Source organism: Croceicoccus ponticola (genome assembly GCF_004004515.1).
GTDB lineage: Bacteria > Pseudomonadota > Alphaproteobacteria > Sphingomonadales > Sphingomonadaceae > Croceicoccus > Croceicoccus ponticola.
Genome location: NZ_RXOL01000001.1, coordinates 745,284 through 758,662 on the forward strand (window position 1 = coordinate 745,284; position 13,379 = coordinate 758,662).

The 13,379-nt window shown below is 62.9% G+C and carries 13 protein-coding genes; 1 reads left to right on the plus strand and 12 read right to left on the minus strand.

The features are described 5' to 3' along the window. Position 1: 1 nt before the first annotated feature. The 8 genes from EKN06_RS03600 to EKN06_RS03635 are packed head-to-tail and all read right to left on the minus strand — an operon-like array spanning position 2 to position 8,317. On the minus strand, positions 2–280 hold the full coding sequence (locus EKN06_RS03600; RefSeq protein ID WP_240654580.1) for a formate dehydrogenase subunit delta: 279 nt from the start codon (positions 278–280) through the stop codon (positions 2–4). Further along, positions 277–3,135, minus strand: a complete 2,859-nt coding sequence (gene fdhF / locus EKN06_RS03605) for a formate dehydrogenase subunit alpha (protein WP_127611478.1) — start codon at positions 3,133–3,135, stop codon at positions 277–279. Before fdhF ends, EKN06_RS03600 begins: the two co-directional genes overlap by 4 nt. Beyond that, positions 3,135–3,962 (minus strand): formate dehydrogenase accessory sulfurtransferase FdhD, encoded by an 828-nt coding sequence (gene fdhD / locus EKN06_RS03610; protein ID WP_127611479.1) that lies wholly within the window; start codon positions 3,960–3,962, stop codon positions 3,135–3,137. The genes fdhF and fdhD overlap by 1 nt, the downstream gene beginning before the upstream one ends. Beyond that, positions 3,959–5,503 (minus strand): NADH-ubiquinone oxidoreductase-F iron-sulfur binding region domain-containing protein, encoded by a 1,545-nt coding sequence (locus EKN06_RS03615; protein WP_127611480.1) that lies wholly within the window; start codon positions 5,501–5,503, stop codon positions 3,959–3,961. Before EKN06_RS03615 ends, fdhD begins: the two co-directional genes overlap by 4 nt. Then, on the minus strand, positions 5,500–5,916 hold the full coding sequence (locus tag EKN06_RS03620) for an NAD(P)H-dependent oxidoreductase subunit E (protein WP_127611481.1): 417 nt from the start codon (positions 5,914–5,916) through the stop codon (positions 5,500–5,502). The genes EKN06_RS03615 and EKN06_RS03620 overlap by 4 nt, the downstream gene beginning before the upstream one ends. Before the next feature lie 53 nt (positions 5,917–5,969). Continuing rightward, positions 5,970–6,809, minus strand: a complete 840-nt coding sequence (gene fghA / locus EKN06_RS03625) for an S-formylglutathione hydrolase (RefSeq protein ID WP_127611482.1) — start codon at positions 6,807–6,809, stop codon at positions 5,970–5,972. Beyond that, positions 6,809–7,183 carry a VOC family protein gene (locus EKN06_RS03630; RefSeq protein WP_127611483.1) on the minus strand — a complete coding sequence of 125 codons (375 nt, stop codon included), beginning with the start codon at positions 7,181–7,183 and terminating at the stop codon, positions 6,809–6,811. Before EKN06_RS03630 ends, fghA begins: the two co-directional genes overlap by 1 nt. 21 nt (positions 7,184–7,204) lie before the next feature. Continuing rightward, on the minus strand, positions 7,205–8,317 hold the full coding sequence (locus EKN06_RS03635; RefSeq protein ID WP_127611484.1) for an S-(hydroxymethyl)glutathione dehydrogenase/class III alcohol dehydrogenase: 1,113 nt from the start codon (positions 8,315–8,317) through the stop codon (positions 7,205–7,207). Between the two features lie 122 nt (positions 8,318–8,439). Here EKN06_RS03635 and EKN06_RS03640 point away from each other — a divergent pair, with 122 nt between their 5' ends. Then, positions 8,440–9,333: a LysR family transcriptional regulator gene (locus EKN06_RS03640; RefSeq protein ID WP_205693798.1), complete on the plus strand. Its 894-nt coding sequence runs from the start codon at positions 8,440–8,442 to the stop codon at positions 9,331–9,333. A gap of 12 nt (positions 9,334–9,345) precedes the next feature. Here EKN06_RS03640 and maiA read toward each other — a convergent pair whose 3' ends face one another. From maiA to EKN06_RS03660, 4 genes are all read right to left on the minus strand, one after another. Beyond that, positions 9,346–9,984 (minus strand): maleylacetoacetate isomerase, encoded by a 639-nt coding sequence (gene maiA, locus EKN06_RS03645; RefSeq protein ID WP_205693799.1) that lies wholly within the window; start codon positions 9,982–9,984, stop codon positions 9,346–9,348. Continuing rightward, positions 9,981–11,297, minus strand: a complete 1,317-nt coding sequence (gene fahA / locus EKN06_RS03650) for a fumarylacetoacetase (RefSeq protein ID WP_240654581.1) — start codon at positions 11,295–11,297, stop codon at positions 9,981–9,983. Before fahA ends, maiA begins: the two co-directional genes overlap by 4 nt. Next, the gene (gene hmgA, locus EKN06_RS03655) at positions 11,294–12,592 is read right to left on the minus strand and encodes a homogentisate 1,2-dioxygenase (protein WP_127611485.1); all 1,299 of its coding nucleotides are present in this window, start codon (positions 12,590–12,592) and stop codon (positions 11,294–11,296) included. The genes fahA and hmgA overlap by 4 nt, the downstream gene beginning before the upstream one ends. Positions 12,593–12,756: 164 nt before the next feature. Next, complete coding sequence (locus EKN06_RS03660) at positions 12,757–13,344, minus strand: GNAT family N-acetyltransferase (RefSeq protein ID WP_127611486.1); 588 nt, start codon at positions 13,342–13,344, stop codon at positions 12,757–12,759. Positions 13,345–13,379 lie beyond the last annotated feature (35 nt).

A 13,379-nucleotide genomic window follows, 5' to 3' on the forward strand; every position in this document is an offset into this window, starting at 1 on the left:
GCTAACCCGCGTCAGAACCTCCACCTTCATCTACGTCATTGAACACCGTCGCACGCGTCTGCGGCGCGGGATCGCCCGGTTGGCGTAGGATTGCGAACGCTTTGGCCGCAATCGGGGAAAGCTCCGCCTCGTCGCCGCTGACTGCCGCCTTCATCCGCGGATCCCAGAACTGCACGATGTGATCGGCGGTCGCGGCGGCGGCGGCATCATGGTCGAGCGCGCAAAAATTCCGCGCGATCTGGTTCGCCATGTAGATCAGGCGGGAGTGGGTATCGCTCATTCCGCAGGCTCGTGATTGATGCGGCGCGATCGCTCGGTAAGGTCTGCGTAATCCTCCTGCCAGTCGGTCGGGCCGTTGGATGGCATGACCTGCACCGCCGTCACCTTGTATTCCGGGCAATTGGTAGCCCAGTCGGAATAGTCGGTGGTGACGACGTTCGCCTGCGTTTCGGGGTGGTGGAACGTGGTGTAGACAACGCCCGGCGCGACCCTGTCGGTGACTTTCACCCGCAGCGTCGTTTCGCCCTTGCGGCTCGACAGCTTGGCCCAGCCACCGTCGGCAAGTCCGCGGTTTTCCGCATCGGTCGGATGCATTTCCAGCAGATCTTCGGGATGCCACGTGGAGTTTTCGGTCCGCCTCGTCTGCGCCCCGACGTTGTAATGCGTAAGAATGCGCCCGGTGGTGAGCAGCAGCGGAAACCGGGGGCCGGTCTTTTCATCGGTTGGCACATATTCGGTGACGACGAAGTGCCCCTTCCCTCTGACGAATCCGTCAACATGCATGACCGGGGCGCCATCCGGAAACTGATCGTTGACCGGCCATTGCAATGACCCTGCGTCGCACAAGCGCTGCCAAGTAACGCCCGCAAACGTCGGCGTAAGGCGCGCGATTTCGGCCAGGATTTCGCTGGCATGGCCATAGTTCCAGTCTAGTCCCATCGCATTGGCCAGAAGCTGGGTCACTTCCCAGTCCTCATACCCGTTGGCCGGGTCCATCACGCGGCGAACGGGTTGGATGCGACGTTCGGCATTCGTAAAAGTGCCGTCCTTTTCCAGAAAAGTGCTGCCCGGCAGGAAGACGTGCGCATAGTTCGCGGTTTCGTTGAGGAACAGGTCGTGGACTATGACGCAGTCCATCGCCGCCAACCCTTCGGCGACGTGTTTCGTATCGGGGTCGGATTGCAGGATATCCTCCCCCTGAATGTATATGGCGCGGAATGTCCCGTCGACCGCAGCGTCGAGCATGTTGTTGATGCGCAGGCCCGGTTCGGCATCCAGCGTCACGCCCCAGTCCGTCTCGAACAGGTTGCGCGTTTCGGTGTCCGAGACATGGCGATAGCCGGAAAATTCGTGCGGGAAACTGCCCATGTCGCAGGCACCCTGCACGTTGTTCTGGCCGCGCAGTGGGTTCACGCCGACGCCGGGGCGACCGATGTTGCCGGTTGCCATGGCGAGATTGGCAATGGCCATGACAGTACTGGAACCTTGGCTGTGTTCGGTAACGCCAAGGCCGTAATAGATTGCGCCGTTACCGCCGGTGGCGAACAGGCGGGCCGCAGCGCGCAGTTCGGTTGCGGGCACGCGGGTGACGGCCTCCAGCACTTCGGGCGAATGTTTCTCGTCCGAAACGAAGCGAGCCCAATCCTCGTACGCGTCGATTTCGCAGCGTTCGTGGATGAAGGCTTCGTCGGTCAGCCCTTCCGTCACGATGACATGCGCCATCGCGGTCAGCACCGCGACGTTGGTGCCGGGTTGCAGCGGCAGGTGGTGTGCCGCCTCGATATGGGGCGAGCGGACGAGATCGATGCGGCGCGGGTCAATTACGATGAGCTTTGCGCCCGGTCGACCGTCCTGTCCACGTAGGCGGCGTTTCATCCGGCTGGCAAAGACGGGGTGCGCGTCCGTCGGGTTCGCCCCGATGACGAGGATGACGTCGCTATGTTCGACGCTGTCGAAATCCTGCGTCCCCGCGCTTGTGCCGAATGTCGTTTTCAGCCCGTAACCGGTCGGCGAATGGCAGACTCGGGCGCAGGTATCGACGTTGTTCGACCCGAACCCGCCACGCACCAGTTTCTGGACGAGGAACGTTTCCTCATTGGTGCAGCGGCTCGACGTGATACCGCCCAGCGCGCGCGAGCCATACTGGTCGCGGATATTCTTCAGCCGGTCTGCGGCATGGGCGATAGCTTCGGCCCAGCCGACTTCGCGCCAAGGCTGGTCGATCGAATTGCGGATCATCGGCGACGTGATCCGGTCCTTGTGATTGGCATAGCCCCACGCAAACCGGCCCTTGACGCAGCTATGTCCCCGGTTCGCCTTGCCATCCTTCCACGGCACCATGCGGACCAGCTGTTCGCCCCGCATTTCGGCGCGGAACGTGCAGCCGACGCCGCAATAGGCGCAGGTGGTGACGACCGAACGTTCGGGCTTGCCGTGCTCCTTCACGCTTTTTTCCATCAGCGCCGATGTCGGGCATGCCTGCACGCAGGCGCCGCACGACACGCATTCGCTCGACAGGAAATCGTCGGCCGTCGTGCCCGCGCTGATCTTGCTGGAGAAACCGCGCCCGTCGACCGTCAGCGCCAGCGTGCCCTGCACTTCGTCGCAGGCGCGAACGCAGCGCGAACAGACGATGCACTTGTCCGGCTCGAACGCGAAATAGGGGTTCGACAGGTCCGGCTTCTGGCCCAGATGGTGGGCCCCGTCGTAACCGTAGCGAACGTCGCGCAGACCCACGTCGGCCGCTGCGTCCTGCAATTCGCAATCGTTGTTCGCGCTGCAGGTCAGGCAGTCGAGCGGGTGGTGGGAGATGTAGAGCTCCATCACCCCGCGCCGCAGCTTTTCCAGCCGGGGCGTCTGGGTCCGCACCACCATGCCGTCGGTCACCGGGGTCGTGCACGATGCGGGCGTGCCGCGCATTCCGTCCACTTCGACAAGGCAAAGGCGGCATGAACCGAAGCTTTTGATCATGTCGGTCGCGCACAATTTCGGGATATCGCCACCGATCGTGGCTGCCGCGCGCATGACGCTCGTGCCTTCGGGGACGGAAAGCTCGCGCCCGTCAATGGTCAGCGTGACACTGACGGTCGCGCCGCTGGCGGGCGTGCCGAAATCAGGCTGCTTTTCATAGCCCATCAAGCTTCTTCCTCGATTTGCAGGATACCATGCGGATCGCCAAAGATCAGCGCGCAATCGTCACGGGCCAGCGCCACCAGCGCAAGCCCGGCCGCCTGCGCGCGTTCGACGGCAAGGCTGGTCGGCGCGGAAATGGTGACGAGCAGCGGGCACCCGGCGCGCACGGTCTTTTCGACCAGTTCAAAACTGCATCGCGCTGAAAGGAGGATGAAGCCGGTGCCCGCGTCCAGCCCCGCGCGCGCCATCGCGCCGATCAGCTTGTCGAGTGCGTTGTGCCGCCCGACATCCTCTGCCGCGCAAAGGATCGCGCCGTCGGGGGCGCAAAACGCGGCGGCATGCATCGCGCCGGTTTCGCGGCCCAGCGGTTGATGCGCGGAAAGGCTGGCCAGTGCGCGGGCGATGCCATCGCGCGTCACGGCGATCCGGGCATTGACCGGCGGCATCGGACGCAGCACTTCGGCGATGTTGTCCATGCCGCACAGGCCGCAGCTCGATTCCGAAACGCGGGTTCGCGCGCGGGCGATCACCCGCTCCATCGCCTCGGGCGGCAGCGCGATGCGCACGATCCACCCGCCAGAAGCATCGTCGCCCGCTTCGTGGACGTCGATCCCCTCGATAATATCGGCGCCCGCGACCAGCCCTTCGGAGAGGGTGAAGCCGCGCGCGAAATCTTCGAGATGTTCGGGCGTCGCCATCATCACGGCGTAGCCCAGCCCGTTGTATTCGATGGCGACAGGAGCCTCCACCGGAACGCAGCGGTCGATCGCATCGTCCCCCGCCACCGAAAGGCCAAGGCGGCGGGCGCGGGCAACGATCGTGCCGGTCATGCCGGCACCGGCATCTTTGCGGGAAGCCCAAAATCCTCGGGCCAGTGGCGCAACGCGGACAGGACTGGATATGGCGTGAACCCGCCCAGCGCGCAAAGCGATCCGAACTTCATGGTCTCGCACAGATCCTCCAGCAGCGCGACCTGTTCGGAAAGGCTGCGATCGGGCGCGCGGACATTGTGCATCTGGGGCAGGACCTCAACTGCGTCGGCCTTGCGCCCGCCCGCAAGAATCCGCTCGATGATTTCCATCCCGCGAACCGATCCGATCCGGCACGGCGTGCATTTACCGCAGCTTTCCGCCGCGCAGAACTTCATCGCGAACCGGGCAAGCGCGGCCATGTCGGCGCTGTCGTCGAACACCACGATGCCACCATGCCCGATCAGCGCATCGGCGGCGGCATATGTCTCGTAATCGAAGGCGATGTCGAACTGATCCGGATGGATATAGGCGCCCAGCGGACCGCCCACCTGCACCGCCTTGACCGGTCGGCCCGATGCAGTGCCGCCGCCGATGTCGTAAACCAGTTCACGCAAGGTGACGCCGAACGCCGTTTCGTAAAGCCCGCCATGCTTGACGTTGCCCGCGATCTGGATCGGCATCGTACCCTTCGACCGTCCCATGCCCAAGGTTTCGTAGGCGACGGCACCGCCTTCGGTCATAATATGCGGCACGGCGGCCAGCGTCAGGACATTGTTGACCACCGTCGGGCATCCGAACAGGCCGGACAACGCGGGCAGCGGCGGTTTCGCGCGCACTTCGCCCCGCTTGCCTTCAAGGCTGTTGAGCAGCGAGGTTTCCTCGCCACAGACATAGGCCCCGGCGCCGACGCGCACTTCGATGCGGAACGGTGCGATACGGTCCGCGGCAAGCGCAATGGCAGCGTTGATCTTGGCGATGGCGTCGGGATATTCGCTGCGCAGATAGACATAGCCCTGTCCTGCACCAACCGCATGTCCGGCAATCGCCATACCTTCGATCAACGCGAAGGGATCGCCTTCCATAACCATGCGGTCGGCAAACGTGCCGCTGTCGCCTTCGTCCGCATTGCAAACGATATATTTACGCGGCTCTTCCGCCTTGGCGACGGTCTGCCACTTGATCCCTGCCGGAAATCCCGCGCCGCCGCGCCCGCGAAGGCCCGATTGAACGACTTCGGCCAGGACCTGTTCCGCGCCGATCTCTCGTGCGCGGTTCAGCCCCTGCCAGCCGCCGGTCTCGGCATAATCATCGAGGCTGAGCGGCCGCGTGCGCCCGGCCCGCGCGAAAGTCATCCTTTGCTGACCGGCGATGAAGGGATGCGCCGCGATGGGCCCGATACACAGATCGTCCGCCCCGCCATCAACGATTTCAGCGACGCGATCCGTCGTGACCGGTCCCCATCCGACGCCGTTTACCTCAACCAGCGGTTCGAGCCAGTGCATGCCCCAACTCGACACGCGCTCCACCGTCCAGCCCGCAAGCGCAAAGGCGTTGGCCACCGCGTCCGCCCCGCAGGCGCGGGCGACGGCATCGTCGGAAATGCGAACGGTTTGGGTCATGCTCGCTCCACCAATGCGGTCAGCGCCGCTTCGTCCAGCCGCGCGTGGAGGTCGTCGCCAATCCGCGCATTGGGCCCGACGCTACACAGGCCAAGGCAATAGACGGTATCGATCCGCACGCGGCCGCCAGCCGCCGCCTCCGCCGCGGGAATCAGTGCTTCGACCCCTCGCGCCTGGCATGCCTCTGCCCGGCAGACCTGCACCACGGGGCGCGGATCGCGTTCGGGCCGGAAATCGTGGTAGAAGCTGACGACACCGTGGACTTCGGCCCGGGTGAGGTTCAGCAGGTGCGCGATGCGCGTCTCTGCAGCCGTGTCGACCGCGCCCAGTTCCGCTTGCACGTCGTGCAGGATCGGCAGCAGCGGCCCTTCGCGTCCGGCATGGCGTGCAACGATGTCGTCGATGGTTTTCATGCTGCGCTCTCTCCCGCCCTCACGCTACACCGCTTTGGCCCATTCCGCCCGGTCTAAGCCTTCAGCCGTTGTGCGTGCCAGCCGACATGCTCTACCAGAAAGGTCGAGATGAAGTAGTACGAGTGGTCGTACCCGTCCTGCATCCGGATGGTTGCGGATATCCCGGCATCGGCGACCGCCTGTTCCAGAAGATGCGTTTTCAACTGTTCGCCAAGGAAATTGTCCGCCGTCCCTTGATCGACCAACAAATCGGGCAAGCGTGCACCATCCGCGATCAGGGCGCAGGCATCGTATTGGCGCCAATCGTCCCGGTCCGTCCCGATGTAACCGCCAAGTGCCTTTTCACCCCAGGAGCAGTTCAGCGGGCTGACGATAGGCGAAAACGCGCTGGTCGAACGGAACCGGCCCGGATTGCGCAGTGAAATCGTCAGTGCGCCGTGGCCGCCCATGGAATGGCCGGTGATGCCCTGCCGTGCCATGTCGACAGGAAAGCTAGCCGCAACCAATTCGGGCAGTTCGCTTTCCAGATAAGACCGCATCCGAAAGTTTTTCGCCCACGGCTCCTTCGTCGCATCGACGTAAAAGCCTGCGCCCTTGCCAAAATCATAGCCATCGTCATCGGGTACATCGTCACCGCGCGGGCTGGTGTCCGGCGCGACGAAGATTATGCCATGTTCGGCGCAGGCGGCGCGATATTCGCCCTTTTCAGTGACATTCGCATGGGTGCAGGTCAGCCCCGAAAGATACCACAGCACCGGCAGCTTCGCGCCCGGCGCGTGATCGGGGACGAAGACCGAAAACGCCATTTCTGTCCCCGTTTCGGCGGAGGCATGGGAATAGACCCCCTGCACCCCGCCGTGGGACTTGTTCGTCGACAGCGTTTGCAATTTCATCAGCCCAGTCGATGCAGTGCGCAAAGCTTGTTGCCCGAAGGATCACGCAGGTAGGCGAGATACATTCCCGATCCGGCGCGTTCGCCCGGTGCATCCTCGATGCTGGTGCCCCCTGCAGCGACACCGGCATCGTGCCATGCATTGGCCTGTTCCGGATTGCTCATAGCGATACCGATCGTGCAGCCGTTACCGACCGTGGCCGGTTCGCCGTCGATCGGCTTGGTGACCACGAACACGGAGCCATCATGCTGATAGATGACCCGCCCCTTGGGATCGATAAAGCCTTCCTCGCCCCCGATCGCCTTGAACGTGGCGTCATAGAACTTCTTCGACGCGTCGATGTCGTTGGCCCCGACAGTCATATGGCTGAACATCAATATCTCTCCCGATTGTCGTCAGAATACGACGACCGAACGAATGCTCTCGCCCGAATGCATGAGGTCGAAGCCCTTGTTGATTTCGTCAAGCGAAAGCACGTGGGTTATCATCGGATCGATCTCGATCTTGCCGTTCATGTACCAGTCGACGATCTTAGGCACGTCGGTCCGCCCCTTGGCCCCGCCGAATGCAGTGCCGCGCCAATTACGGCCCGTAACGAGCTGGAACGGACGCGTGCTGATTTCCTTGCCCGCTTCTGCCACGCCGATGATGATGCTCGTGCCCCAACCGCGATGGCACGCCTCCAGCGCGGTGCGCATGACTTCGGTGTTGCCGGTCGCATCAAACGTATAGTCCGCCCCGCCGTCGGTCATTGCGACGACCTTCTGGACGACTTCGTCCCTGCTCATGCCCTTTGAATTGAGGAATTCGGTCATGCCGAACCTGCGCCCCCATTCTTCACGATCGGGGTTGATGTCGACGCCGATGATCTTGCCAGCGCCAGCTAGCCGCGCGCCCTGGATCACGTTGAGGCCGATGCCGCCAAGGCCGAATACCACGACGTTTTCGCCGACCTGCACCTTGGCCGTATTTGTGACCGCGCCCACGCCGGTGGTCACGCCACAGCCGATATAGCAGCTGGTCTTGAACGGTGCGTCGGTGCGGATTTTGGCGACGGCGATTTCGGGCAGGACGGTGAAGTTCGAGAACGTCGAACAGCCCATATAATGAAAGATCGTCTCGCCCTTGTAGCTGAAGCGGCTGGTGCCGTCGGGCATCAGGCCCTGCCCCTGCGTCGCGCGGATCGCCGTGCACAGGTTGGTCTTGCCCGACAGGCACGATTTACACTGGCGGCATTCGGGGGTGTAGAGCGGGATGACATGATCGTCGGGCTTCACGCTGGTGACGCCGGGGCCGACTTCGCGCACGATCCCTGCGCCTTCGTGGCCGAGGATCGAGGGGAAGATGCCCTCTGAATCGAAACCGTCGAGGGTATAGGCGTCGGTATGGCAGATGCCGGTCGCCATGATTTCGACGAGCACTTCGCCTTCTTTCGGCCCGTCCAGGTCGACTTCGATGATTTCGAGGGGCTTTTTCGCTTCGAAGGCGACGGCAGCGCGGGTTTTCATGGGATCGGCTCCATTGAGGAAGGTTTTATCCCGCGCATCCTAGCCATCGCACCATCCGGTGATAAAGAGCGATTTGAGCAAAGCATTATCACCATAGGGTTATAATCGATGGACAGTTCGGAATGATCGGCGGATGGGACGGGATCGAGGAGTTCGTCGCCGTGGCCCGCGCAGGCAGCTTTACCGCCGGGGCCAGCGCGTTCGGCGCGTCGGTCACGCACATGAGCCGAGCGGTTGCCCGACTTGAAGCGCGGCTCGAAACCCAATTGTTCAACCGCACGACTCGTTCGCTCCACTTGACCGACACGGGGCGGATATTCCTCGAACAGTGCCAGCGCCTTGTCGACGAACGGGAAGACGCGTTTGCGGGGATCGCAGCGCAAGGGCAACCGCGCGGCGCCTTGCGGCTCACCTGTTCCTATGCGCTGGGCGAACGGTTCGTCGCGCCGCTGGTGCGGGAATTCGCGCAGGACCATCCCGCGATTTCGGTCACGATCGACCTCGACAACGATGTCGTCGACATCGTGGGCCGGGGATACGACCTTGCCGTCAGGACCGGGCATCTTGAAGATTCGCGCCTCATCGCGACCCGCGTGGCGCAGCGCGAAATGGTTACGGTTGCGTCGCGCCATTATCTGTCGTCCCATGGCGAGCCGCGGGAAATAGCGGATCTGGCTTCACACTCCTGCCTTGTCGGATCGGCGCAGCAATGGCATTTCCGACGGGGACACTCGTTCCGCCCGCGCGGTCGCTGGCAATGCAACAGCGGGACAACCGTCGTCGAGGCGTGCCTTGCCGGGATGGGCGTGTGCCAGTTGCCCGCATTCTACGTGCGCGAACACATCGCCGCGGGACGGTTGCAACAAGTGCTGGAGCATGTGCGACCGGAGGACGAGCCGATCTGGGCGGTCTATCCCACGCGGCGCCACCTGTCGCCCAAGGTCAGCGGACTGGTGGCGCTGTTGCGCGCAAAATTGCAGGCGCGGTTCGATGCGGCGAAGGGGCAATACGCGTAGGGTTATTACCACTCAATCCGCGTCAGGCTGCCTGTCGGGGTGCGCGGCGGCCACGGCGGGGTGACGGATCGCGGCGGTGTAGGCTTTCATTAGTTTGTCATAAGCCGACAGGTCAGCGCCGAACCGCTCCGCCGAATAGACTTGAGGCACGAGGTAACAATCAACCAGCGTCGGCGTGGTGCCAAAGGCGTAAGTCAATCCGTGATCGCCGATCATCCGGTTCAGCGCGCCGAACCCTTCGGCGATCCAGTGCCGCGCCCAATCGTCGATCGCTTCCTGACCGTGACCCATACTCTTAAGACGCTTCACCACGCGAAGGTTGTTCAGCGGATGCACGTCGCTCCCGATGACCGCGCACATCGCCCGAACGAGCGCCCGTTCGTCGACATCCTTCGGCAGCAGCGCCGGATCGGGATAAGTTTCCTCCAACCATTCGAGGATCGCCACGCTTTGCGGAAGGACGAAACCCTCGCGCACTTCCAGCGCCGGGACCAGTCCCTGCGGCTGCAGCGCGGTATAGGCCGGGTCCTTCTGATCGCCTTTGCGCAAATCGTGCGTGACCTGCCCGTAATCCAGCCCTTTCAGGTTCAGCGCGATGCGGGTGCGATAGCTGGTGCCAGACCGCCAATATCCATGGAGCGTCAGCGTCATCGACTGGCGATCCGTCCCCGGCATTCGCCAAACCCGATCGTGCGCGCGCCAGGCGCTTCGGCATGGGCGCGCATGACGATTTCGTCGCCGTCTTCAAGGAACGTGCGGGTCTCGCCCGATGGCAGGGTGAGCGGGCTCTTGCCCCCATTCGACAGTTCGAGCAGCGACCCGAAGCTCGATGCGTCCGGCCCGGACAAGGTGCCTGTACCCAACAGATCGCCCGGACGCAGGTTGCAACCGTTGACCGTATGGTGCGCGATCAGCTGCGCCGCGGTCCAGTACATCGCGGTCATCGGCCCTTTGCTGAGCCGGTGGGGTGCCATGCCTTTGTCGCGCATCTTCGCGGTCTGAAGCAGCACTTCCATCGAAACGCTGTACGCGCCGTGCTGCTGATCGGCATCGTCCCAAAGGTAGTCGAGCGGCTTGGGATCGCCTTCGGGTCGCACCGGTTGCGCTGTGCGGAACGGGTCGAGTGCGGCGCTCGTCACCAGCCATGGCGATACGGTGGACAGGAAATTCTTGGCCAGAAAAGGACCGAGCGGCTGATATTCCCATGCCTGCAAATCGCGCGCGGACCAATCGTTCAGGATAGAGAGGCCGGCGATATGACCGGTCGCCTCGCCGATCGGGATCGGCCGGCCCAGCTGGTTCGCCCCGCTGGTCCAGATCGCCATCTCCATCTCGTAATCCAGCCGCTCGCTCGGCTTGAAATGCGGTGGGCTACCCTCTGACGAACGGGTCTGGCCGGTCGGCCGGATCACCTCAGCCCCGCTGGCACGGATCGACGACGCGCGGCCGTGGTAACCGATGGGCACATACTTGTAATTGGGCAAAAGCGGATTGTCGGGCCGAAACAGCGCGCCGACATTCTTTGCGTGTTCGATGCCGGTATAGAAATCGGTGTAGTCACCCACGACGAAGGGGACCGAAAGGTCGCATTCGGTCGCATCGAACAGCACTTTTTCCGCGTCTGACGCGCGTTTTTCGTCGGTCAGCAACGCGAACAGACCCTGCCGCAGCGCATCTGCCGCCGCGTTGCCGTCAGCGAACAGGGCGTTGAGCGATGCCGCGTCGGCCAGCCGGGCCGCGTCCGCCGCCGCGCCATGCAGAAACGCCGCCGCGCCGCGAAGGCACAGCACCCGATCGCCGATGGCGACGCCGCCTCGCCGATCCTCGCTGCCCGATGGCGCGAAAATGCCCAAAGGCAGGTTCTGCACCGGGAATTCGGCGTGATCGTTGGCGTCGTTCACCCAGCTCTTGGCGTCGGGATCGTGGGTCTGGTTCAGCATTTCGGTCCTGTTCAATCCTGTCATTCGGGCAACCGGGCCTTGGGAAACCCGGACCAGCAATCGTCATAGTCGTCCTGCCGCGCAGCCGTGGTCATGGCAAAGGACGTGGGCCGAATGACCCAGCGGCTCTCGAACATGAAGGCAAGCGTGTCGGTGATCTTCATCGGCGCAAGATCGGCCTCCATTGCGCGACGCGTCGTTTCGGCGTCGGGTCCGTGGCCGTTCATCTGGTTGTGCAGGCTCGCGCCGCCGGGAACGAACCCGCCGCCTTCCTGCTTGGCCTTGGCATCGTATTCGCCATGCACCAGCCCCATGAATTCGCTCATCACATTGCGATGAAACCACGGGGGGCGGAATGTATCCTCGGCCACCATCCAGCGCGGCGGGAAGATCACGAAATCGCAATTCGCGGTCCCGGGAATTTCGCTTGGCGATGTCAGCACCGTAAAAATGGATGGATCGGGATGGTCAAAGCTTATCGATCCAATGGTGTTGAACCGCGCAAGGTCATAACGGCAAGGCGCGACGTTGCCGTGCCAGGCCACGACGTCGAAGGGAGAGTGATCCAACGTGGTGGACCACAAACGCCCCTGGAATTTCTGCACCCATTCGTAAGGCTCGTCCACATCCTCGAACCATGCCACCGGCGCTTCGAAATCGCGCGGATTGGCCAGCCCATTGGCACCGATCGGGCCGAGGTCGGGAAGCCGAAAAGGCGTGCCGTAATTTTCGCAGACATAGCCGCGCGCCGGACCGCCGATCCTTACGGCAAAGCGCATGCCACGCGGGATGAGCGCGATGTATCCGGGCGGAACCTCCATACGCCCCATCTCGGTATCCAGGTGCAGCGTGCCTTCCTGCGGCACGATCAGCAGTTCGCCGTCACTCGACTGAAAAACGCGGCGATCCATCGACGTGTTCGCCGCGTAAAGGTGTATCGCGATCCCCGCCCCCGTGCCGACATCGCCGTTGCCGCCAAAGGTGACCATGCCATCGACGAAATCGGTCGGCTCTTCCGGCACGGCAAGCGGGTTCCAGCGCAGGCGGTTCGGGGTCACCGGCTCGTGCGTGATCGGCGCGCTTTCAAAGCGGGAGAGAGCGGTGAACAATTCGAACGCCCGGTGCGATGTCGTCGGCCGCATGCGATAAAGCCAACTGCGCATGTTTTCCGCGCGCGGCATCGTAAACGCGCTGATCGAAAACTGCTCGGCATAAAGGCCGAAAGCGGGTCGTTGCGGGCTGTTGCGGCCAACAGGCAGAGCGCCTTCTACCGCTTCGCTTTGGAAATGGTTGCCGAACCCCGTCTGATATCTGTGCATTCCGTCGCCCCTGTTCCGATGCATGAGGGCGCCGGAATCTTCGCGTGACACTCTAGCAAGTTCGGTAAAAAGATTTTCACCTCAAATTGGCTATGCCATGGCGAATAGACCCAATTTTATGATTCTTGTTAGTGAACTTCACCACAATCTCGGATTTCCGCGCGTCAGAACCGTCGCGACCAATATTGCATCGGCTTTTGGGTTTCGCCATCGTCCCCGTGGTCCTTCCAGCTGAGGTGGGTGACAAGGCCTGAAATCGGCAAGTACCCACGCTTTCGCCAGAATGCATCCAATGGGCGATAATCGTCCGGCCTGTCGACGTGATCCGGCGGCCTAATCACTGCTGCGAAACAGGTATGGCTCGCGCCGCACCGCACCGCCTGTTCTTCGCGGTAATCGAAAAACGCATTGCCGATGCCTTGCCCTCTATATTCGGGCAGCAGGACGCTCTCGCCGAAATAGAACAGCTTCGCCGTGTCGAAGCCGCACGATTCGAACGGCGCGCGCAACTCGGATTTTTGCGCCGACATCGGCGATGCGGTTGCCGCACCCACGATTCGCTCACCATCGCGCGCGGTCACCATGATGGCATCGGGCGCGGCGGCAAATTCGCGCAAGTATGCAGCTTCGTACGCCGGATCGCCGTCATAAAGGTAAGGCCACTCGGCAAAGACGGCGATGCGCAGGCGAGCAAGATCCTCGATGAGCGGGACGATCTGTTCGCCCGACGTGGCTTCGATGGTGACGCTCACGCAATAACTCCGGCTGGCTTTGGCTAATCTGGCAT